Below are 21185 nucleotides of genomic sequence, written 5' to 3'. Positions count from 1 at the left end.
TTGATGGTTATTTTGTTTATTCATGTTATTTTAACATAACTACTCTTGGAGAGCCGTTTTTCTTAATGTAAACTGATGATCTATAGATATCGCCTTGATGAGGAGAAAACTTAGTTATTGGTGCAAGGCGATATCTGAACAATAAATTATACACATTTTGTTTTGGGAAAAGAATGACAGTTAATCCGCTACTTGAAATTTTTTTTTCCATTCAACCTAAAATTTATACAGGAAAAAACTGGTCTACAGTACAGCTAAAACCAGGCAATAGCGGAGAAATGAGATTATCACTACTAAATAAAGTTGCTACCAAGTTAAGTTGACTTTGTTCGCGCCGATAGACCTCTAGTTTACGCGATCGCCAATCAGCAATCCAATATTCTTTTACTCCTCTGGAAGAATAAAGTTTAAGTTTAGCTTCCTTATCTCGTCTTAGGTCTTCGTTGCTAGCAGACAAAACTTCGACTACTAAATCTGGTGCGCCAGTTAAATGTCCTGCTTCATCCAATGTTAGCGCCAAGGTTTCTTTAGTAGCCCAAACTACATCAGGAATCACATTATCTGATTCTGAAAACAAAACGCCGGGGTTGATTACAGCTTCTCCTAAACCAGTAGACTCTGACCAAATGTTAAGCTGTTGGAAAATTTTGCCACAAGTTTGCTGATGTTTAAAGTGAGGTGCCCTGGTCATAAATAATTCTCCATCAACTATCTCGTAGCGCGTCCCCTCATTTTCTGGTAATAATTCCACATCCTGAGTTGTCCAGCGTACTCCTGTATTAAGCATCTGACTCATCGGCTAACTCCTTTAATCTTGCTCTTGTATTTTAATCATAAAAGGATGTTTGAAAATTCACAGAGTATACTCAACAGGGCTATTTTTTTCTAGACATAAACTGCCCAGAAAGGCTTAGACATCCATATATTTGAGATTAGAAAAAAAACTTAGAGGTTAAATCATGCCTTGGGAAATAACTGCTGAGGAGTTGCTGGCTCGGTATGCTGATGGAGAGCGCGATTTTCGAGGGATTGAGTTGATCCAATCTGAGGGTGTTCCCCTTGACAGTTCGATTGACCTCGAAGGGGCTATTTTGAGAGATATCAACTTGCGCGGAGCCTATTTGAGACAAGCCGATCTGTGTCGAGCTGATTTGACTGGAGCCGATTTGTTTGGTGTTTCCTTGGAAGGCGCTTGGCTGAAAGGTGCTATTGTCAGGGATGCTAATTTATATTCCGCCAACTTGTCTTGGTGTGACTTGACTGAAGCCGATTTGAGGGAAACCGAGTTAAATCATATAAATGCTAGTCGTGCTACCTTCTGTGGAGCTAACATCGGTGGTTTTTCTTACGCCATTTTGGCTCATGCTAACTTTCGTTCGGCTGATGTCTCTGAGATCAATATTTGTAGATTCGGTAATTTAATTTGGGAAACCACTATGCCCGATGGCACTATTAAAGGCGGCCCATTTTTCGGAGAATTTTAGTTCATCTCTAATTGCAGCCATGAGGGGTGCATTCGGAACAAGGTAAGAGGATATTCGTCAAGTCTCAATTCATACTAGCCCTGGCGATTAGAAATCGCGGCTATACAGACAAAACCCACCTCCGTGGGTTTGAAGCCCTTGATTTTATCTTAGTCCACGCAGGTGGACTTTGCTTGTGTAGCCGCGAATTCTATTCGCCCTATACTTTTAAAACATCTTCTAAAATTTAATTTTCATTTGCGATTTTCCCGCCGCCACTTACTCCGTACTAAACGAATTTCATCAAAAGTGTAGCTTTCGCCTAGTTGTTCTTTGATGGGAGTGAGGGAAATGTCACCGAGTACTTCTAAAACTTGCCAAATTTTTTGTTGATGTTCTAAAGGTACTAATTGATTTAAATCAACTGGCTGATTTTTATCAATTAGTTTTTCTAGATGACTGCTAACTGTTGCCGGACTAAGGTTACGCTTTTGGGCAATTTGAGCGATATTTAAACCTTGTTGATGCAATTGTAATGTTTGTAATTCGGTGTAAGAAGAAGATGATTTGGCAGAAGATACGGAAGTATCAGATTTATTTTGCAAACCTTTTTCTTGGCGGTAGGCGCGAATCTCTGTAATGAACTTTTCGCCATATTGAGCGAGTTTGTGACTACCTACACCAGAAAGTTTGGCAAAATCAGCTAAGTTTTGGGGTTGCACCTGTACCATCAATTTTAAAGTGGAATCGTGGAAGATGACGTAAGGTGGTACAGATTGCTCATCAGCCAATTCTTTACGTAGCGATCGCAACTTCTGCAATAATATTTCTGCAACTTCTGCTTTTTCACTCCCCTGTTCCCAGGTAATCTTTTGGACTGTGGTTACAGCTAAGGAAACTGTGCGTTGTTTTCGCATTACTTCCCAACTGTGGGCATTTAGTTTTAAAACTGAGTAACCATCGCTAGTTTGTTCTATTAACCCCTGATGTAAAAGCGATCGCCCCAACATTCGCCATTCATCGACAGTTCTATCTTTGCCAATACCATAAGTAGAAAGTTTATCGTGTTCGTACTGGATAATTTTGTCTTTTTTTGCTCCTCGCAACACATCAATTATGTGTAGCATCCCAAATCTTTCTTTACAACGCGCCACACAAGATAAAAATTTCATGGCTTCAATTGTCCAATCTTGCATGGGTTTGGGATGACGACAATTGTCACAATTACCGCAATTCCCAGGAAACCTTTCGCCAAAATAACCCAGTTGAATCGTTCGCCGACAATCAGTGCCTTCCGCGTAATCGATCATCTGACGCAGTTGTTGTTTAGCAATCAACTGTTCTTGAGGATCAGTTTTTTGATCGATACTCCATTCAATTGTTTTAACATCACCAAAGCTGAAAAATATCGTACATCGAGATGGTTCTCCATCTCTCCCGGCTCTACCCGATTCTTGATAATAACTTTCTATATTTCTGGGCATATCAAAATGAACTACCAGCCGCACATCGGGTTTATTAATTCCCATGCCAAAGGCAACTGTTGCCACCATCACCCGAACATCATCTCGAATAAATCGCGTTTGATTACTACTACGTTCCTCATCAGTTAATCCGGCGTGATAAGGCAGAACACCAATCTTATCATTTTGTAGTTTAAAAGTGAGTTCATCAACTTTTTTACGAGTTAAAGAATAAATAATTGTCGAACCTTCAGTTTCTCGAATTAGTTCTAATAATTCAGCGTAAGCATATTTAGTTTTAGGACGAACTTCGTAATAAAGATTTTCACGGTTAAAACTGGCAAGATGAATGCTTGGTTGCTTTAGTCCTAGTTGTTGAATGATATCACTACGGACGCGATCGGTTGCGGTAGCGGTGAGGGCGACAGTAGGAACATCAGGATAGCGTTTCCGCAGAGATTTTAACTGGCGATATTCTGGCCGAAAGTCATGTCCCCATTCCGAAACGCAGTGCGCTTCATCAATAGCAAAGCTAGAAATACCAATTTTTTCTTTAACTAAATCGAGAAACGGGAGAAACCTTTCACTGAGGAGACGTTCTGGGGCGACGTAGAGTAATTTTACTTTACCGGTGAGGATGGCTTCTTCCCGCGATCGCACTTTGTAAGTGTTCAAACTGCTATTGAGAAATGTCGCATTAATATTATTATTTCGCAGTGCTTCTACTTGGTCTTGCATCAAAGCAATTAACGGCGACACTACCACAGTTAGTCCATTTTTCAACAATGCTGGTAGCTGAAAACATAGAGATTTTCCCCCGCCAGTCGGCATCACAACCATTAAATCTCGGTTTTGCAGCGCATCTTCGATAATTTGCCGTTGTCCGGGGCGAAATTGGTCATAACCGAAGTGATATTTTAGCGCTTGTTCGAGATGGGGATACTGAAGCATAGCGATCGCTTTTTCGGGGGCTGTCTGCGTGAGTAGTGATTGAAGATATCAGGATTTTAACTTACATGATCAGCAGTGTTGGTCAGACCTGGGTTTCTGTTGGCGATCGCACGCTCATCAATCATCATACATGAGCGATGTCTACGACGGGCTACGCCTACGCTTGACTTTAAAGACTGCCGCTACAATATTAGCGATCGCACTTGTATTGAGCTAATAAACATCGTCATTAGTAAGTCAGCATTACGACGAACAAATTTTCCGAGAGCTACTTTTAAATTTGCTAGTGATAACTAACCTATACATTGGCTGCACTTGAGTTATTGAGAGTTTTTTGAACGATTGTTATTCTGAGGTTTCCCTAGCAGTTCTTGACTTTGGGCAGTGAGAAAATTGAAGAGGTGTAGTAATATCGGTGCATTTTAGCTGTGATTCTAAAGCATCAATCTTTCGTAAAAGCGATACGCCCCACAGGATAGAAATCACCAACTTGATTGTCATCCCTACGAGCAAAAGTGTCACTATTGTGGCATTTCTCTTTTGTTGAGTCAGCCTTTTTTGTTGTTCTGCAAGTCGTGCTTCAACTTCTTGAGCACGTTCAGCTTCTAATGCCTGTTGTACTTCTCGCCGATCTAATTCTTCACTAGCAGCTAAAAATCGATAATCTAAGTTGCTCAAGCTTTTACCATTTGCCCACATTTGAGCATCAATCAAGGCTTGTCCACGCAATAGGCGAGATTTATCTTTTTCTTCTGAGGCTACCCATGCATTAAAGCTTTCGTAGTAAGGGCGCAAGTAAGCTAACTTTTTTCCAACCCATTCTAAATTAAAAACTTCTTGATAAATTCGGTTTTTTACTTGGAGACAACCTTGTTTTTTGATTACCAAACCAGACAGTAACAGTTCTACCTGTTCTCGACTATCATCGGCTGGTACTTTCAATCCTTGGAGGATTTGTTGATAAATTCCTAACAATCTCGCAGCAAATTTTTCGTTTCTGAGGATGCGATCGAGAATAGTTCGCAAATGCTCAGGTTCATCTTGTGATTCCCATTTCTCGATGATGTATGATCGCACCACATTTTCTATCCAAAATTCTTCTGTGCCAGGGGGAATTTTCAGCTTCCTACCCATATCATCTTGAGATAAACTCACAAGTAACCGACACAGCTTTTGAGTAAGAAATGGTTGCCCATCTGTCCAAGCTAATACTTCTTTCAAAACTTTCTGAGGATGATTGTCTTTAATATCTAGTCCTAAAGAAAGTGGTTGAGCTTCTTCAAAGGTGAAACCATTTACTTGGATGGTTTTACCAAGATTAAACGGGGTAGTATTATTTTGATATATAATTAAATCGGAAGGTGTAGCAACCCCAAAAATTGCAAATGTAATCCGATAATACTCTGGATTAATTGCTCGTTGATTGTAACAGAACCGAATCAATTTAAAAAAGTCATCAACGGAAAAATCGAGACTGAGTATACTATCAACTTCATCAATAAAAATAAATAGTTTTTCGTCAGGAAACTGAGTTAACAAAATTTCCGAAATAAATCGACTGGTTTTCTGAACTAAAGAAAGATCATTTTGTTCTTGCCACCAGGTTTTTAAATTAACTTTTCCTAACAGTTTAAAACTCAACCATAAATCGCCGACAACTCCTTTATACCATTGTTCTGGAGTGATATTTTCACAACCAATATTAGTCATATCAACGGTGGCACATCTAAAGCCCTCTTTTTGCAAGCGGTGCTTTGTTTTGACCATAAGTGAGGATTTACCCATTTGTCTACAGGTTAAAATGTGGCAAAATTCACCCTGTTTTAAAGCTTCGTAAAGTTCTACATCCGCTCTTCGCTGAACATAGCTAGGAGCATCATTTGTAAGAGTACCACCAACTTGGTATCGATAATTTTTCATCTAATTGATTTTAATTGTAAATTTCTTCTATATCTAAATCAAAAATTTTTATAGGTAAATTTGATAAAATTCTCATCATCTCAATGAGATATTAAGTTCATAGTAAAAACTATATTACTTACTATTAACTTTTAAAACTAGCGGGGAAATTTAACAGAAGCATTAGCACTCTTTTGCTTTCCAAACTGTTGACTAAAATAAAGACGATATAACTCACACATGGCACTAGCTTGATTGCCGTTTAATTGAACCAAACCCATACTTTCTAGTTTATAAGCAGCGATCGCGTTTAACTCCACTTTTTCATCTGTTGCAATTACCTGTTCCATCGCTAACATTAATTCTGGTTCTTCTTGCAGTAGTGTCAACAGTTCTCGTAAATGCTGACTGTAAATTCCTACTGGTGTAGATGCGGTTTCTAATAACACCTCCAGCGTCATTTCTCCCTGACATAAATGATAAAATGCAAGGCTTACCAGATAGGGATGTCCTCCTACCATTGCTTGTAGGGGTGCAAGGCGTTTTGCCCCTTCCGAGTTTCCTGCCCAATCTAGTCCGTAACGTAATGCTAAATTCTGTACCTGCTTCAGGGTAAATGGTGGCAGTGTAATTGTTATCCCTACATTGAAAGGCGATTGGTTAAGCTTAAGCGGAATATAAATTTCTGTGGTGTGAACAACTACCATCCGCAGTTTTTGCCAAGTCTGATCTTGCTTTGCTTGTTCATGCCAAAATCGCAGCATTGGCAGAAAGTCTTGGGCAATATTGGGATGTTCAAAAATTCGATGGACTTCATTCAAAGCCAAAACTAAAGGATTATCATTAATGTATTGCAACAGATAAGCTTCAAAATAGATTTTGCAGCTGACCTTGCTGCCCATTTCCATATCCCAAAAATCATCTATAGAAGGAAGGAGATTTAACTGTCTACTGACATTTACACAAAACCAACGCAAAAATTTATCCAGGGAAGCAAAAACGTCTTGGTCAGCTTCTTGAAAGTCCAAATAGACAATTTGATAATCTTGCTCTCTAGCATAAGCAATCATCCGATTGAGCAGAGAACTTTTTCCCATCTTTCTAGGTGCTTTGAGCCTGATTAAACAACCAGGGTGTAAAACCTCATTACAAACAAGTTCTTCCAGCGAAGGGCGATTGATGTAAAGAGGAGAACCTAATGCTACAGGACCGCTAGGAAATTCTATCTTGCTTGCTGAAAAAAAGTCTGAAGGAACCATTTCTAAGCTAGATTCTTCACCGAACTTTTCTGGGATCTGATTTTCTTGATTACCTATCTCGTCTTGCAAGTGTTTATTCAAGGCTAAATGCAGATTTTTTTTCGTTATTCTTTTTCCAAGTGCTATAGAAAGGTCTTGCCACAACTCAGAACCAACTTCCTTGATGTAATTGTTGCCGTAGCCTGATACCTCTGCCATTTCACTATAAGTTTTACCCAACCACGATTGATAAAGCACAAACCACTGAATTGAATCGAGAGGCTTGTCTTGGAGAATTTTTTTTACAGATTGTAGAAGCTTATCCACAGTGTATAAATTGTTAAACAGCTAGGCAGTTTACTTATAGCGGTTCTCGGTTGAGTGAGGTATAAGAACCCCACCTCAAGCAACTCCCCGCAAACAAGAAAGTAACGGTGATGTACCTTATATGATTAGGAAACGCTATATAATTTTTGTTTTGGTTCAGTAATAATAATATACATCTGAAAAAATACTTGAAACCACAAAAAATCAAGATTGCATTGATACAATTTTAAACTCTATTAGGAAATCACAAATATTATTGTAATGATATTTTTTTGATTATTTTTTTGTATAATTATATACTTTTTTATTGATGATTAGTCTCAGTTCTTTGGAGTACGAGGTTAGTTCAGCCTAAGCTCGACTTTATCGAAAATTAATAACTCGGTTTTATTGATACGGCAAAAACCCTGGTCTTTTGGCAAATACTTTTTCCACGTCATAGATTATCGATAAAGTGAAAAAAGTAAAACTACTGTCTCACAAAGGTTTCAGCATAAGCGTTCACGTTACGACAAAAATGGATAAAGTCGAGCTTAGACAGAGGTCAGACTCTATTGCATACAAACCAGAAGCGCTATAATACCAATTTGAAAAATGATTGCGACAGATGGATTCACACCAAGCCAGACGCACTAAGGCAATTCCCAATCCAAAATCTAAAATCCAAAATGGTATAACCTGGGTTTTAGCACCCTTTTAAGCAAACACGGATTATGAAAAAGCTGATCAACAAGCCGGAAGACTTTGTGCGGGAAAGTCTAGAAGGTATGGCGGCGGCTCATTCCGATTTAATTAAACTGAACTACGATCCTGCTTTTGTCTATCGAGCCAATGCACCTATTCCGGGTAAAGTAGCAATTATTTCAGGTGGTGGCAGTGGACATGAACCAATGCACGCTGGCTTCGTGGGCAAAGGAATGCTGGATGCAGCTTGTCCTGGTGAGGTTTTCACTTCACCGACTCCAGACCAAATGCTAGAAGCAGCAAAGCTTGTAAATGGAGGTTCAGGTATCCTTTATATCGTCAAGAATTACAGTGGCGATGTGATGAACTTTGAGATCGCAACGGAGTTAGCCCGTGGTGAAGGCATTCGAGTGCTAAATATTTTGATCGATGATGATGTAGCAGTGAAAGATAGTCTCTATACCCAAGGAAGGCGGGGTGTAGGAACAACAATACTGGCGGAAAAAATTTGTGGCGCGGCGGCTGAGGCTGGGTATGATTTGCCACAAATAGCAAATTTATGTCGCCGAGTAAATCTGAATGGGCGGAGTATGGGAATTGCTCTAACATCTTGTACAGTGCCCGCGAATGGAACACCAACATTTGAATTAAGCGATCGCGAAATCGAATTAGGTATCGGTATCCACGGTGAGCCAGGAATAGAACGCACAGCCATCAAAGCAGTAGACGAGATTACCGAAATTTTAACGCGATCGCTCCTTGAAGATGCACCATACAGCCGCACACTGCGCGAGTGGGATGAAGACAAAGGAGAATGGGCAGATGTAGAACTAACAAATCTCCCATTTGCCAAAGGCGATCGCTTATTAGCTTTCGTCAATAGTATGGGTGGAACTCCGGTTTCCGAACTGTATATTGTTTACCGTAAACTCGCCCAAATCTGTGAACAGCAAGGATTGCAAATTGTGCGAAATTTGATAGGCCCTTACATCACATCTCTAGAAATGCAAGGTTGTTCCATTACCCTGCTGAAATTAGATGATGAGATGATCCGGCTCTGGGATGCACCAGTAAAAACACCAAGTTGGCGTTGGGGAATTTCATAATCATGAATTACGAATTACGAATTATTTTAATATGGTGAGTCAGTCACAGATATTACAGTGGTTGCAGGCTTATGCAACGGAGATAGAGCAGAATAAAGCTTATTTGACAGAATTAGATGCTGCGATCGGAGATGCCGATCACGGGATCAATATGGATCGCGGCTTCAAAAAAGTAAGCGCTCAGTTACCAACTCTTACAGACAAGGACATCAGCAGCATTCTTAAAGCTGTGAGTATGACCTTAATTTCTTCTATTGGCGGTGCTAGTGGTCCTCTTTATGGCACCTGGTTTTTACGAGCCAGTACAGCAGTAGTTGGTAAGCAAGAATTAACAGAACAAGATGTTTTAGGAATACTCCAAGCAGGCTTAGACGGCGTGCTGCAACGTGGTAAAGCGCAACTAGGAGACAAAACGATGGTGGATGTGCTGTCTCCATCTGTAGCCGCTTTTGGACAAGCTGTAGAAGAAAGTAAGGGAACGCTGGAAGCTATGCAACAGGCTGTAGCAGCAGCTCAAAAAGGGTTGCACGAAACTATACCGATGCAAGCGAAGAAGGGACGGGCTAGCTACCTGGGAGAACGGAGTATCGGACATCAAGATCCGGGAGGGACTTCTGCTTATTTGATGTTAAAGAGTTGGTTGGGGGTGTTGGAAACCTAAAAATTCCAACTTATCTAATTATCTGATTCACAACAGATGCACTCTGAATAAGCCATTTACCTCGTTGTCGAATCAAATCATACCGAACTCGCAAATTCTCGTTAGAAGAGTTTTTAAACTGACCATTTTCATATAACTGCGTCGCTTCCTTTACCGTAGCTACCACTGCGGCACGATCTGCGAATAAATCAATTTTCTCTACAGATTCAACCTTTACGCTATGCTCGTACTTGCGGTAGCGGTTGTCAGACCTAGCCTGTTGAGCGATCGCCCGCCATTGAGACAAAGCTGAACCAGTTAGAATCTGCTCTAAATTATTAATCTCATGATTCGGCCCTAAAGCTTCGGCTTTAGTAGATAGCCAAGTGCGAATGATTTGCTCTGCCGCAGTATCTGTTAAAGGGCCATCTAGTCCTTCTGGTGGACTATTTGGAGGGGGAATAGATATTGGTGGTTGATTTATTTGTACAAACAACTGTGAAGGAGGTACAGATCGTGTAGGAAAAAACAGATTTTTTAACCATCCAAAAGTAGCTGTGGCTAACACCCAGAAAACTAAAATACTCACTAAAGAAATAAATATTCTCCATACCAGCCGTGTTTTCCCTTCTATGGTGTTAGCAAAAGTTCGCCGCCGCCGAGGACGCCGAGAATGGGGACGATTATCCGGTACACGCTCTCGGATATTAGATGGAGTAGGTTTTCTCCGCCGACGCTTTTGGTTATGAGCAGGTGTAGCACTTTTAGCTGAACCGTTCAAATCCTGATTAGTGCCTCTGCTCGTTCGTTCAGCAGCAGGAACCTCTGATTTTACACTTCCAGATGAATTCCACATTGGTGGTGAGAAGTTTAAATGTTCTGGTGTGTCTGGTAAATCTAGGTCAGGTGTTCTGCTGTGGTTAAATTGCTTTGGAGTCCTAGTTGAATTTTTAGGGAAAGGGGAATTATTTGTCTGTGGCTGGGGAAAATTTTGGGGGTTAATTACAGCCCACTCATTAGTTGTTTCTGCATCCGTTGGCAGTGCTTCTAAATAAGCTTGTACCTGTCGGTTAGCAAAGTAATCTTTTAGAAACGCTTGCTGGTTTGCTAAATCTCGAAAATGGGGAAATACTTCATGTTGCAACCACTGTTCTGCATATAGACACAGCCCTGGTAACAAATCTGGAGAGTCTTGAGATTTTTCTCTAATAAAAGCTAAAGCTTCGTACTCCTGACTAAGTTCTAAAACCCGAGTTGCTTCTTCAGTTTGTCCTAAAAGTAAAGCACATAGAGACTGTTCTAAATGTACATCTTGGCGCTTGCCCAGACGTATGAGCATTTGTCTTGCTTGACGAATTAAAGCAGGTTGCCGTTGAGCAAATCCCCGCGCTATCAAGGCATAAACAGCTAAGTAAGTGGCAACAGCAGAATTACGTTTGCTTTGGGCTTCAAATAACTTGTGCTGCTCGGCGACTGTTAAGTGGTTGCGTAACTGCTGGATAAACCGCAGAAAGTCATCTATGTTTAAACCAGAGTCATCATTGTTCGTGCCATCAATCCCGCCACGATCTTCTAAGAGGTTTTGCAACAATTCCAAACCTTGGCTTCGTTCGGCAGTCTTTTCTTGAGGTAGTGCCAGCAACTCCAAAATTCGATATGGTCGCAATTTATAAAGATCCGCCTGAATTTCCGCCTGGACACTGGAGAACAACCCTTCGCGTACTAGCAGTTCTTGACCAGTTTCTAGAGATATGGCGGCATTTTCATAATGACCTTGTTGCCACTGTTCGCGACCTAATTCTAGACAAGCAAGGGCGACAGTGAGAACAACATCAGGATGTTCAGCACTTTCGTGTATTTCTTCGTCTACTAAATTATTGCCTTTTCTTGCACTTGTAGCACCATTTTTATTTACCAGGTACGGACGACCTAGTTTTAGTACAAGTTCATATTCCCCCAACTCTTGCAAAATTAATAAAGCGCCAACCAACTCGTCTTGAGTAATTTCGATACCCAAACTCTGGGTATCACTACCCCTTTTGGTGCTTTCTGGACGATTTTCCAGTGCTACTGCGGCAGCAGCAAGGTTATCAGGGTCATAGGCGTGAGCAAGATAAAGCTGATCGTAGGTACTGCGTTGTTTTGGATCTGATAAAACCACGTAAGCTTCTTCTATGAGTTGTTTACGAGAAGAAATTGCAGCCTGAGAATACTCACGTCGCGGCAATTGTACAATGCGATCGCTGTATGCCTGTCGCAATTGTTCTTCACTTGCCGCTAACGGTAGTCCTAAAATTCGGTAGTAATCTAGCGGAATTCGCACAGCCTACTTCCCCTGCACCGTGATCAACATAATTCACCTAGAGCGTTCCAGGCCTGTAAAACCGTGCCATAAAAATGCCGTGTAGAATTTACTCTACAAGTGTATATTGCAACAACTTGTTTTGTACCTTCCCGAAATTTTGAGTCACATTTTAGTACTAATTTTTTGCTTTCGCCTAGAAAGCCTCAATTGTTTGTTTTAATTCTTAGTATTTTTGTTTAACACAACTATTATCAGCTTTCGATACCACAAACTACAACTACCGTTTTTAATCACGGCATATATTGTTGTGGTTGGAAGAATCTATTGATGATTGATTTTTTTGGGACTTTCCCACTATGCAGTAACAAAAATACCAACTATTGGGGATTTACCCTGATAACCGGAGAAGAAAATAATATCATAATTTACCCTTCATTACAATTACCTATTTGGGTATTATAGATTTTTGCCTACTTTTTTTTAAATTGTTAATGGATATGCAGAAAGCAGTCTATCTTGATTGCTAGTCTGTGAAGGGGAATAGTGAGAGAGAAAACCTAAAGCGGCAGATATTGCCGTTAAAGTCAAATCCTCACGGGGTATGAGCTGAAAAGTTAATAAATCAAAAATTAAAAATTCAGCTATTCCCTAAGACCCTTTTTTGGTGCATAAATAAAGTTTGATTGTTGAGTCTTACAAACGCTAGCCTGTTAAAAGCTGAGGTGTTATCAGACCAACTTATTTAAGACCGTAACTTTAAGTTGTACAACAGGGATACTCAAAAATAATGGTTCAAGAGCGTACTTTACCCACATTTAATCCTGCCACTACGCATATTACAAAAGAAGAAGGATTACGGTTGTATGAGGACATGGTATTAGGGCGCTTGTTTGAAGACAAGTGCGCTGAAATGTACTACAGAGGCAAAATGTTTGGTTTTGTCCATTTGTACAACGGTCAAGAAGCCGTTTGCAGTGGTGTTGTGCAGTCAATGCGACCGGGTGAAGATTACGTTTGTAGTACTTACCGCGACCACGTTCATGCTCTGAGTGCGGGAGTACCAGCAAGGGAGGTAATGGCAGAATTATTTGGCAAAGCCACAGGTTGCAGCAAAGGGCGCGGTGGTTCGATGCACATGTTTTCTGCCGAACATCGCTTGCTGGGTGGCTATGCTTTTGTGGCTGAGGGAATTCCTGTAGCAGCGGGAGCGGCTTTTCAAAGCAAATACCGCCGCGAAGTGCTGGGAGATAAAAATGCTGACCAAGTGACAGCTTGCTTTTTTGGCGACGGTGCTGCTAACAACGGTCAGTTTTTCGAGACACTAAATATGGCAGCCCTATGGAAACTGCCAATTCTGTTTGTGGTCGAAAATAATAAGTGGGCCATTGGGATGTCTCACGAACGGGCGACTTCCCAGCCAGAGATTTATAAAAAAGCCAGTGTGTTTAACATGGTGGGCGTGGAAGTAGATGGTATGGATGTTCTAGCAGTCCGAGCCGTCGCTCAAGAAGCCGTCGCTCGTGCCCGTGCAGGTGAAGGTCCAACATTAATTGAGGCGCTTACCTACCGCTTCCGGGGTCACTCCTTAGCTGACCCAGATGAAATGCGAAGCAAAGCTGAAAAAGAATTTTGGTTCGCCCGTGACCCAATTAAAAAGTTGGCAGCTTATTTGCTAGAGCAAAATCTCGCAGATGCAGGAGAAATCAAAGCCATTGACCTTAAAATTCAGGACGTAATCGACGAGGCGGTTAAGTTTGCCGAAAGCAGTCCTGAACCAGACCCCAGCGAGTTATATCGTTTCGTGTTTGCAGAAGACGAATAACAAAGTTAGGAGTTAGGAGTTAGAAGTTATGAATTGTTAACTCCTAATTCACAACTCCTAACTATCCCTATACCCAGGACTAAAATTTGTGTTTAGCATTGCAGTTCAAAAGCAACAATACAAGACTTATATTCTTTCTGATGAAGCCGCTGGTTCTCAATTGGAAGTCGTACCCGAACGCGGTGGAATCATCACCCGTTGGCGCATTCAAGGGCAAGAAATTTTCTACCTGGATAATGAACGCTTTACTCATCCTGAGTTGAGTGTCAGAGGTGGAAATCCAATTTTGTTTCCTATTTGTGGCAATCTACCAGATAATACTTACACTCATAACGGTCAAAAATATACTCTCAAGCAACACGGTTTTGCCCGTGAATTGCCGTGGAAAGTAACAGAACAAGAAACTGGAGATAAAGCTAGTCTCACTGTTGTCCTTGATAGCAATGAGCAAACTAAGGCAGTTTATCCTTTTGATTTTCAACTAGCTTTCACCTACGAACTTCAAGGTAATACCCTAGAAGTTCGCCAGCAGTATAAAAACTTGTCATCCACACCAATGCCCTTTTCGGCTGGTTTCCATCCCTACTTTTTGTGTGGTGATAAAACTCAGTTAGAGCTTGAAATTCCTTCTAAGCAGTATCAAGACAATCAAACTAAGGAAATTCACTCTTTTGACGGCAATTTTGACTTTAGCCGTGATGAAATTGATTTTGCCTTTGGACAGCTAACGAGTCAATCGGCCACCGCGATAGATCGCAGCCGGAAGTTAAAACTCACTTTGGATTATGATGATTTCTATACCTACCTGGTATTTTGGACAGTCAAAGGCAAAGAATTCTACTGTCTAGAACCTTGGAGTGCGACTCGTAACTCTCTCAATACTGGTAATAACCTGACTGTGTTAGCACCAGGAGCTAGCCATACAGCATCTGTAAGATTGACTGCTAATTTTTTCTAAACCCCTTTACAAATCTACAGATGTATATGCTATGATTGCAAAGTTGCGAAATGCAGCGAAAGGGTCGCTAACTCAACGGTAGAGTACTCGGCTTTTAACCGATTAGTTCCGGGTTCGAATCCCGGGCGACCCATATAGAAGTTAATTAAATGATGTAAAGAAGCGATCGCTCCTCTTTGTAATTGCAGGAAGAAGTATTTGGGATAATGGGATACCAGAGCTACTAATTCTAGGGTAGCTAAATGTACAGCAATACAGAGCAACTCTGGGGCATAGTACAACAGTAGAGAGCAAGTATAGAACATATTTATAGTAACTATGGCGTAAACTTTTTCAACATAGATACACCACACTAGTTATAATTTCCTATAAGTTGAAAAAACTCTTAAGATTTAGCGTAATGATTACGCTTCTCTCAGACCGACTAGCTGACAACCACATTAGGAGGACTATCTATGGCGCTTGTACCACTGCGGCTGCTGTTGGATCACGCAGCTGAAAACGGTTACGGCATCCCAGCTTTCAACGTTAACAATTTGGAGCAGATTCAGGCGATCCTGAAAGCTGCTGTCGAGACAGATAGCCCCGTAATTTTACAAGCTTCACGCGGCGCTCGTGCTTATGCAGGAGAAAACTTCCTCCGCCACCTGATTTTAGCAGCGGTAGAAACCTATCCTCACATTCCCATTGTCATGCACCAAGATCATGGTAATGCACCTGCTACTTGCTACTCAGCAATTAAGAACAACTTCACCAGCGTGATGATGGATGGTTCTTTAGAAGCTGATGCGAAAACTCCCGCTAGCTTCGAGTACAACGTTAATGTTACCCGCGAAGTTGTAAACGTAGCTCATGCTTTGGGTGTCAGCGTTGAAGGTGAACTCGGTTGTTTGGGTTCTCTAGAAACTGGTGCTGGTGAAGCTGAAGATGGTCACGGGTTTGAAGGTACACTCGACCATTCTCAACTGTTAACTGACCCCGATGAAGCTGTTGACTTCGTAGAAGCAACCCAAGTAGATGCTTTGGCTGTTGCCATTGGTACTAGCCACGGTGCTTACAAGTTTACCCGCAAGCCGACTGGCGAAATTTTGGCCATCAGCCGCATTGAAGAAATTCACCGCCGTCTGCCTAACACCCACTTGGTAATGCACGGTTCTTCTTCTGTACCTGAAGATTTGCTTGCACTGATTAACCAATATGGTGGTGCAATTCCTGAAACCTATGGTGTACCTGTAGAAGAAATCCAAAAAGGCATCAAGAGTGGTGTACGTAAAGTAAACATCGACACCGACAACCGTTTGGCTATTACTGCTGCTGTACGTGAAGCTTTGGCTAAAAAACCAGAGGAGTTTGACCCCCGTCACTTCCTCAAGCCTTCTATTACATACATGCAGAAGGTTTGTGCTGAACGCTATCAGCAATTTGGCACAGCTGGTAACGCCAGCAAGATTAAGCAAATTTCTTTAGAAGATTTTGCTGCTAAGTATGCTAAAGGTGAACTTAACGTTGTTACCAAAGCAGCTGCTAAAGTTTAACTTTGACAACAAATAAATTGGGGCGCATTATTGCTATGCTCCTCAAAAACTGAGGGTTTTAATGTTGTCAGAAACCGGGTATTTACCCGGTTTTTTGTTGTATTCATAAGGGCTGGGAATGGGGAATGGGGCATTGGGCATTGGGCATTGGGCAATACTTCTCTCCCCCTGCCTCCCCTGCTTCCCCAGCTCCCCCTGCTCTCTACTTTCTAGTCCCTAGAAGACCCGATGTTGTAAAGAGGGCATTTGACGCCGGACTTGTTCTAGCCTAGTAGGTTTGATTTCTGCGATCGCAATTCCCGGTTTCTCTCCAGCATCGGCTAAAATTACACCCCAAGGGTCGATAATGACCGCGTGACCGTGGGTTAGACGACGGGCGTAGTTATTCCCCGTTTGGGCGGGAGCAATGACGTAGGCGGTATTTTCGATGGCTCTGGCTTGTAGTAGTACTTGCCAGTGGTCTTTACCTGTAAAGGCGGTAAAAGCGGCGGGAATAAAGATAACATCGGCTCCCTTATCTGCTAGATGACGATACAGTTCTGGGAAGCGGACATCATAACAAATAGAAAGCCCTAGATTACCGAGTTTTTCTGAGAAATACACCGGGGGTAGTTCAGTACCAGCCACAACAGTGCTGGATTCCCGATAGGTGTTGCCGTCGGGGACATCAACATCAAATAAGTGTACTTTGTAGTAACGTGCAAGTTCTTGACCGCTGGGGTCGATAAGTAGAGTGGTGTTATAAACTTTACCTGTATTGTCTACAGGAAGGGGAAAGCTGCCGCCCAAGATCGTAACTTGAAAGCGTTGAGCCATTTTTTTGAGAAATTTTTCACTTTCAAGAGCGATCGCATCACCTTGTGCGAGTTTATCTTTTTCTTCTCCCATATAGGAAAAGTTTTCTGGCAAACCTACCAATTCAGCTCCTTGACGCACGGCAAGCTCTATTAATTCTTCTGCCTGTGCCAAATTTTTATGTAAATCGGGCACACTGGTCAATTGAATAGCGGCGGCTAAATAAGACTTCATAGATTCAACAACAAACAGTTGATTTATGGAAGATAGATTATCAAAATATATCGCTACTTCAAAATCTGTGGAACTTAATTAGAAATCCATCAGGTTCCTTTTCTTTAACAGATTTGTTTTACTGCTGCTTTTAATCTTCCTCTGGATTCTAGTAAACTGAGCAAGATAAAGATTAGGTTTGCGATCAAACCCTGATAAAGGCTATCTCCAGTGGATATTTCTATTCTCATTCAAACATTTATCGCTGTGTTTGTCTTGGCGGATGCTATAGGCAATATACCGATTGTTTTAGTTTTGACTAAGGGCATGATGCCAGACCAAAGAAACAAAGTTATAGATAAAGCAATTATCATTGCGATCGCAGTTCTTTTGCTATTTGCCTTTGCAGGGCAAATAATTTTAAATTACTTGGAAATCAGTATCGGCTCTTTGCGAGTAGCAGGAGGACTATTGTTGCTGTTAATTGCTTTGCAAATGCTGCGGGGAGAATTAGATCAGCCGATTATTGAAGAAGGACGCGATGTCGCAATTACTCCACTCGCTTTACCACTGCTAGCAGGGCCGGGGACTTTGACGACGGTGATGTTGCTGATGTCGAAATCCCAGAGTCCGCATATTGCTGTGGCGGTGGGTATCTTAGGGGCAATGTTTACCACTTGGTTGATTTTGCGTTTAGCAAATCTGATTGACCAGTGGATTGGTGCAGAAGGTGGAATAATTGTGACTCAACTTTTGGGTTTTCTGTTAGCGGCGCTAGCAGTAGAAATTGGTAGTACGGGAATTAGGGAGTTGTTTTTGAGCTAGAAAACTCCTAAAAATATTCTGGAACTGTATACAAATGTAAACAAGCTTGAGAGATAGAAAATTCGTGCCTCTCAAACTTGTTTATGAAAATTAACTTAAAGTTAGAACAAAATGGATAACTCAAGAGGATTTTATTGCCGGTTGAGTTTCAAAGATGCTTTTCGAGAGTGGAAGCTAATGTAGTTTTAGGCACGGCGCCAACCACCATATCGACTTTTTGTCCACCCTTAAAAATCATTAATGTGGGAATGCTGCGGATGCCATACTGACTAGCAACATTAGGATTTTCATCTGTGTTGACTTTTACGACCTTTATTTGACCTTTGTACTGTTCGGAGATTTCATCGACAACAGGAGCTACCATACGGCATGGTCCGCACCAGGGTGCCCAAAAGTCAACTAAAACTGGTACATCGCTGTCGAGTACTTCTTGCTTGAAACTAGAATCGGTAACTTGTGCGGCTGTTGACATGCCTAAAACCTTCGCCAATAATATCTGAACTTGGTGAAAATTCTACCATAGCAAAAACCTCAGCTTGGGAGTGCGAGGATGTACATTTGCAAAGAAGCTCTAGAATTTATTTATAAACATAAGGAACCGCCCGAACAGTAGTCCGGGCGGAGTGTGGTGTGAGGAGTGAACGGAAACATGCGTCTCCGCTATCTCTATTGTAAGCGACATATCGGATTTTTCCAGCAATTGTTTAGGGGCCAGAAAAATTTATTGAAGGATTATTGGAGATTAGAGATTAGGAATTAGGATTAAAATAACTCTTTTCCAGTACCCAGTCCCCAGTCCCCAGTCGCAAATTCTATTTCCCCATACCTAATTGTTGAGCTTTTTGGTAAACTTTGCCCTCGGTTAATAAAGAAGGTGCAATCACAACTTCTACCTGCTGCATTTCTTTAATATTTTTCACTCCCAAAGTACCCATGCTGGTCTTTAAGGCTCCTAAAAGATTGTGAGTGCCATCATCTAGTCCTGCTGGGCCAATGAGTATTTGCTCTAGGCTACCAGTGGTGGCAACGCGAATCCGGGTGCCACGGGGCAAGACTGGGCTAGGAGTCGCCATACCCCAATGATAACCTCGTCCTGGGGCTTCTGCGGCTCTGGCAAAGGGGGAGCCAATCATCACACCATCAGCACCACAGGCGATGCATTTGCAAATGTCGCCACCGGTGATTAAACCGCCATCAGCAATAATGGGGATATAGTTGCCAGTTTCGTTATAGTAATCATCTCGTGCTGCGGCACAATCTGCGATCGCAGTTGCCTGTGGCACACCCACACCCAATACCCCACGAGAAGTACAAGCCGCACCAGGTCCAATTCCCACCAATACCCCAGCTGCCCCAGCTTTCAATAAATTCAACGTGACTTCGTAAGTTACACAATTCCCCAACACCACGGGAATGGGCATGGAACGACAAAATTCTGCTAAATCGAGTGGTACTAAAGACTCTGGTGACAGATGTGCAGTAGAAACTACCGTAGCTTGGACAAAAAATAAATCTGCTCCAGCTTTTGCCACTGCCTCACCGTATTTACTTGCACCGGCTGGAGTCGCACTCACTGCTGCAATGCCACCTTGTTGTTTTATTTCCTGAATACGTTGTTCAATTAATTCCGGTTTTATTGGTTCGGCATAGAGTTCTTGCATGAGGGCAACAAATTCATCTTTCCCCACAGAGGTAATCCGATCTAATATTGGCTCTGGGTTGGCATAGCGAGTTTGAATCCCCTCTAAATTGAGGACACCTAATGCTCCTAACTGTGACAAACGTACAGCCATACGAACATCTACTACGCCATCCATAGCACTAGCAATTATCGGGATTTCTCGCTCAATATTGCCAATACGCCACTTAGTATCTGCCAAACTGGGGTCTAGTGTTCTATTACCAGGGGCTAGAGCAATTTCATCTATTCCGTAAGCTCTGCGAGCTGTTTTTCCCCGCCCAAGTTGAATTTCCACGCTTTAACTTTACTCAAATCTGTTTAAGCTAGGGTATCAAATTGTGGGGAAATTTGGGGTGTTTTTTTTCCCGAACCATATAAGTGACTAGTGACGGTTGTCATTAGTCATTTGGATTTTGACTGATTAAAAATCCAAAATTAGTTGGATTTACCGTTTATTTTTAGCGGCATCCACACCAGTGTAACCAGTTGCTAACCAAATTACCGCTCTAGCTCCATCACGAATAGATTTCTCGATAGATTCAGGGGGTTTTTCGGAAGGAACTGGCACTGGTTTTAAATAAATGCCCCGACTACCTAAAATAATTTCGCCAATGACACAAGCCCGGCGCATGTGGAAGTCGGAAGTAATCAAATAAACGCTCTTAATGCCGCGAGCTTGCAAATCATCTACCAAAGTAGTAAAATTAGTAACTGTATCTACTGCTTCATAATCCAAGTGTAAACGTTGAGGATCAACACCAGCTTTGGTAAACACTCTTTGGGTGAATGTACGTGGACTGCCGCCTGTAATCCAAATCGGTATATTTGGATGCTCGCGAACGAATTTGGCTGTAAATTTTTCTCGCTCTAAATGTCTCGTTGAACCACCTAACACTACAACTGCTTGCGGCTGCACAAATTGGTTTTGTACTTCTTTGTATCCCCACCACATAAATATTGGTAGGACAAAAGCCATAAAACGAAAAGATTTATTTGTAAACAGTAGCTTATTCAAGGCTCAATAACTTAATTTACTTAGTACACAATTTTCTCTGGCTATAAGAAAAAACAATTGATAGTAGAGTAGCAAACTTCCCAAGAATCTGCCCAAATTTTGCCCAAATATAAATTTGGTTGGTTTTTATGTAGCAGCGCGATTAAGCGTGCCTGGAGTTATTCCTCATAATTGATGGATTATCCTAACCGATATCGGACGATTCATCAAAGGGTTTTAACCACTTTATATATTAGTTCTCAAATGCACGGAATCAGCAGCTAGT

General features: G+C 41.6%; 17 protein-coding genes and 1 tRNA gene. 9 read left to right on the top strand and 9 right to left on the bottom strand.

Annotated features, from left to right (window positions below; translation table 11 throughout):
• Positions 1-223 precede the first annotated feature (223 nt).
• Entirely contained in the window at positions 224-796 is a 573-nt protein-coding gene (locus tag HWQ42_RS26115) for a Uma2 family endonuclease (protein ID WP_292738570.1), read from the bottom strand.
• A 163-nt stretch (positions 797-959) separates the two neighbouring features.
• Here HWQ42_RS26115 and HWQ42_RS26110 point away from each other — a divergent pair, with 163 nt between their 5' ends.
• Positions 960-1484: a pentapeptide repeat-containing protein gene (locus HWQ42_RS26110; RefSeq protein ID WP_292817109.1), complete on the top strand. Its 525-nt coding sequence runs from the start codon at positions 960-962 to the stop codon at positions 1482-1484.
• 233 nt (positions 1485-1717) lie between these two features.
• Here the strand turns inward: HWQ42_RS26110 and recQ are convergent, their stop codons facing one another.
• Positions 1718-3877, bottom strand: coding sequence for a DNA helicase RecQ (gene recQ, locus HWQ42_RS26105; RefSeq protein WP_292817108.1), 2160 nt, complete (start codon positions 3875-3877; stop codon positions 1718-1720).
• 75 nt (positions 3878-3952) lie between these two features.
• On the opposite strand from recQ, the gene HWQ42_RS26100 reads away from it, so the two are divergent.
• The gene (locus HWQ42_RS26100) at positions 3953-4174 is read left to right on the top strand and encodes a hypothetical protein (RefSeq protein ID WP_292817107.1); all 222 of its coding nucleotides are present in this window, start codon (positions 3953-3955) and stop codon (positions 4172-4174) included.
• 48 nt (positions 4175-4222) lie between these two features.
• On the opposite strand, the gene HWQ42_RS26095 is transcribed toward HWQ42_RS26100, so the two are convergent.
• Together HWQ42_RS26095 and HWQ42_RS26090 are read right to left on the bottom strand one after the other, a co-directional pair.
• On the bottom strand, positions 4223-5797 hold the full coding sequence (locus tag HWQ42_RS26095) for an AAA-like domain-containing protein (RefSeq protein WP_292817106.1): 1575 nt from the start codon (positions 5795-5797) through the stop codon (positions 4223-4225).
• A gap of 137 nt (positions 5798-5934) precedes the next feature.
• Positions 5935-7341 (bottom strand): AAA-like domain-containing protein, encoded by a 1407-nt coding sequence (locus HWQ42_RS26090; RefSeq protein ID WP_292817105.1) that lies wholly within the window; start codon positions 7339-7341, stop codon positions 5935-5937.
• 713 nt (positions 7342-8054) lie between these two features.
• On the opposite strand from HWQ42_RS26090, the gene dhaK reads away from it, so the two are divergent.
• Together dhaK and dhaL are read left to right on the top strand one after the other, a co-directional pair.
• Positions 8055-9131: a dihydroxyacetone kinase subunit DhaK gene (dhaK, locus tag HWQ42_RS26085; protein WP_292817104.1), complete on the top strand. Its 1077-nt coding sequence runs from the start codon at positions 8055-8057 to the stop codon at positions 9129-9131.
• A gap of 31 nt (positions 9132-9162) precedes the next feature.
• Positions 9163-9792, top strand: a complete 630-nt coding sequence (gene dhaL, locus HWQ42_RS26080; protein ID WP_292817103.1) for a dihydroxyacetone kinase subunit DhaL — start codon at positions 9163-9165, stop codon at positions 9790-9792.
• A gap of 10 nt (positions 9793-9802) precedes the next feature.
• On the opposite strand, the gene HWQ42_RS26075 is transcribed toward dhaL, so the two are convergent.
• Positions 9803-12094 carry an IMS domain-containing protein gene (locus HWQ42_RS26075; RefSeq protein WP_292817102.1) on the bottom strand — a complete coding sequence of 764 codons (2292 nt, stop codon included), beginning with the start codon at positions 12092-12094 and terminating at the stop codon, positions 9803-9805.
• Between the two features lie 769 nt (positions 12095-12863).
• Between HWQ42_RS26075 and pdhA the strand changes: the two genes are divergently transcribed.
• From pdhA to fba, 4 genes are all read left to right on the top strand, one after another.
• Positions 12864-13898, top strand: coding sequence for a pyruvate dehydrogenase (acetyl-transferring) E1 component subunit alpha (gene pdhA, locus HWQ42_RS26070; RefSeq protein WP_094348061.1), 1035 nt, complete (start codon positions 12864-12866; stop codon positions 13896-13898).
• A gap of 88 nt (positions 13899-13986) precedes the next feature.
• Positions 13987-14856 carry an aldose epimerase gene (locus tag HWQ42_RS26065; RefSeq protein ID WP_292817101.1) on the top strand — a complete coding sequence of 290 codons (870 nt, stop codon included), beginning with the start codon at positions 13987-13989 and terminating at the stop codon, positions 14854-14856.
• 61 nt (positions 14857-14917) lie between these two features.
• A tRNA-Lys gene (locus tag HWQ42_RS26060) sits at positions 14918-14989 on the top strand.
• 322 nt (positions 14990-15311) lie between these two features.
• A complete protein-coding gene (fba, locus tag HWQ42_RS26055) occupies positions 15312-16391 on the top strand; it encodes a class II fructose-bisphosphate aldolase (RefSeq protein ID WP_094346179.1) in 1080 nt (359 codons plus the stop codon).
• Between the two features lie 216 nt (positions 16392-16607).
• On the opposite strand, the gene HWQ42_RS26050 is transcribed toward fba, so the two are convergent.
• Positions 16608-17420: a carbon-nitrogen hydrolase family protein gene (locus HWQ42_RS26050; protein WP_292817100.1), complete on the bottom strand. Its 813-nt coding sequence runs from the start codon at positions 17418-17420 to the stop codon at positions 16608-16610.
• Between the two features lie 210 nt (positions 17421-17630).
• Between HWQ42_RS26050 and HWQ42_RS26045 the strand changes: the two genes are divergently transcribed.
• On the top strand, positions 17631-18224 hold the full coding sequence (locus HWQ42_RS26045; RefSeq protein WP_292817099.1) for a MarC family protein: 594 nt from the start codon (positions 17631-17633) through the stop codon (positions 18222-18224).
• 148 nt (positions 18225-18372) lie between these two features.
• Here HWQ42_RS26045 and trxA read toward each other — a convergent pair whose 3' ends face one another.
• From trxA to HWQ42_RS26030, 3 genes are all read right to left on the bottom strand, one after another.
• Positions 18373-18696: a thioredoxin gene (gene trxA, locus HWQ42_RS26040; RefSeq protein WP_104909616.1), complete on the bottom strand. Its 324-nt coding sequence runs from the start codon at positions 18694-18696 to the stop codon at positions 18373-18375.
• A gap of 340 nt (positions 18697-19036) precedes the next feature.
• Positions 19037-20200 (bottom strand): GuaB3 family IMP dehydrogenase-related protein, encoded by a 1164-nt coding sequence (locus tag HWQ42_RS26035; protein WP_292817098.1) that lies wholly within the window; start codon positions 20198-20200, stop codon positions 19037-19039.
• Positions 20201-20350: 150 nt separating this feature from the next.
• A complete protein-coding gene (locus HWQ42_RS26030; RefSeq protein ID WP_292736879.1) occupies positions 20351-20881 on the bottom strand; it encodes a YdcF family protein in 531 nt (176 codons plus the stop codon).
• Between the last annotated feature and the right edge of the window lie 304 nt (positions 20882-21185).

The organism is Nostoc sp. JL23 (genome assembly GCF_017115065.1).
Classification (GTDB): Bacteria; Cyanobacteriota; Cyanobacteriia; order Cyanobacteriales; family Nostocaceae; genus Nostoc; species Nostoc punctiforme_A.
The sequence above is the reverse complement of the archived record's forward strand: the minus strand, read 5'-3'. Positions and strand labels throughout refer to the sequence as shown.

Coding starts and splice junctions, on each gene's coding strand:
- HWQ42_RS26115 (WP_292738570.1), bottom strand. CDS start 796: ATGAGTCAGATGCTTAATACAGGAGTACGCTGGACAACTCAGGATGTG.
- HWQ42_RS26110 (WP_292817109.1), top strand. CDS start 960: ATGCCTTGGGAAATAACTGCTGAGGAGTTGCTGGCTCGGTATGCTGAT.
- recQ (WP_292817108.1), bottom strand. CDS start 3,877: ATGCTTCAGTATCCCCATCTCGAACAAGCGCTAAAATATCACTTCGGT.
- HWQ42_RS26095 (WP_292817106.1), bottom strand. CDS start 5,797: ATGAAAAATTATCGATACCAAGTTGGTGGTACTCTTACAAATGATGCT.
- dhaK (WP_292817104.1), top strand. CDS start 8,055: ATGAAAAAGCTGATCAACAAGCCGGAAGACTTTGTGCGGGAAAGTCTA.
- dhaL (WP_292817103.1), top strand. CDS start 9,163: ATGGTGAGTCAGTCACAGATATTACAGTGGTTGCAGGCTTATGCAACG.
- pdhA (WP_094348061.1), top strand. CDS start 12,864: ATGGTTCAAGAGCGTACTTTACCCACATTTAATCCTGCCACTACGCAT.
- fba (WP_094346179.1), top strand. CDS start 15,312: ATGGCGCTTGTACCACTGCGGCTGCTGTTGGATCACGCAGCTGAAAAC.
- HWQ42_RS26050 (WP_292817100.1), bottom strand. CDS start 17,420: ATGAAGTCTTATTTAGCCGCCGCTATTCAATTGACCAGTGTGCCCGAT.
- trxA (WP_104909616.1), bottom strand. CDS start 18,696: ATGTCAACAGCCGCACAAGTTACCGATTCTAGTTTCAAGCAAGAAGTA.
- HWQ42_RS26030 (WP_292736879.1), bottom strand. CDS start 20,881: ATGGCTTTTGTCCTACCAATATTTATGTGGTGGGGATACAAAGAAGTA.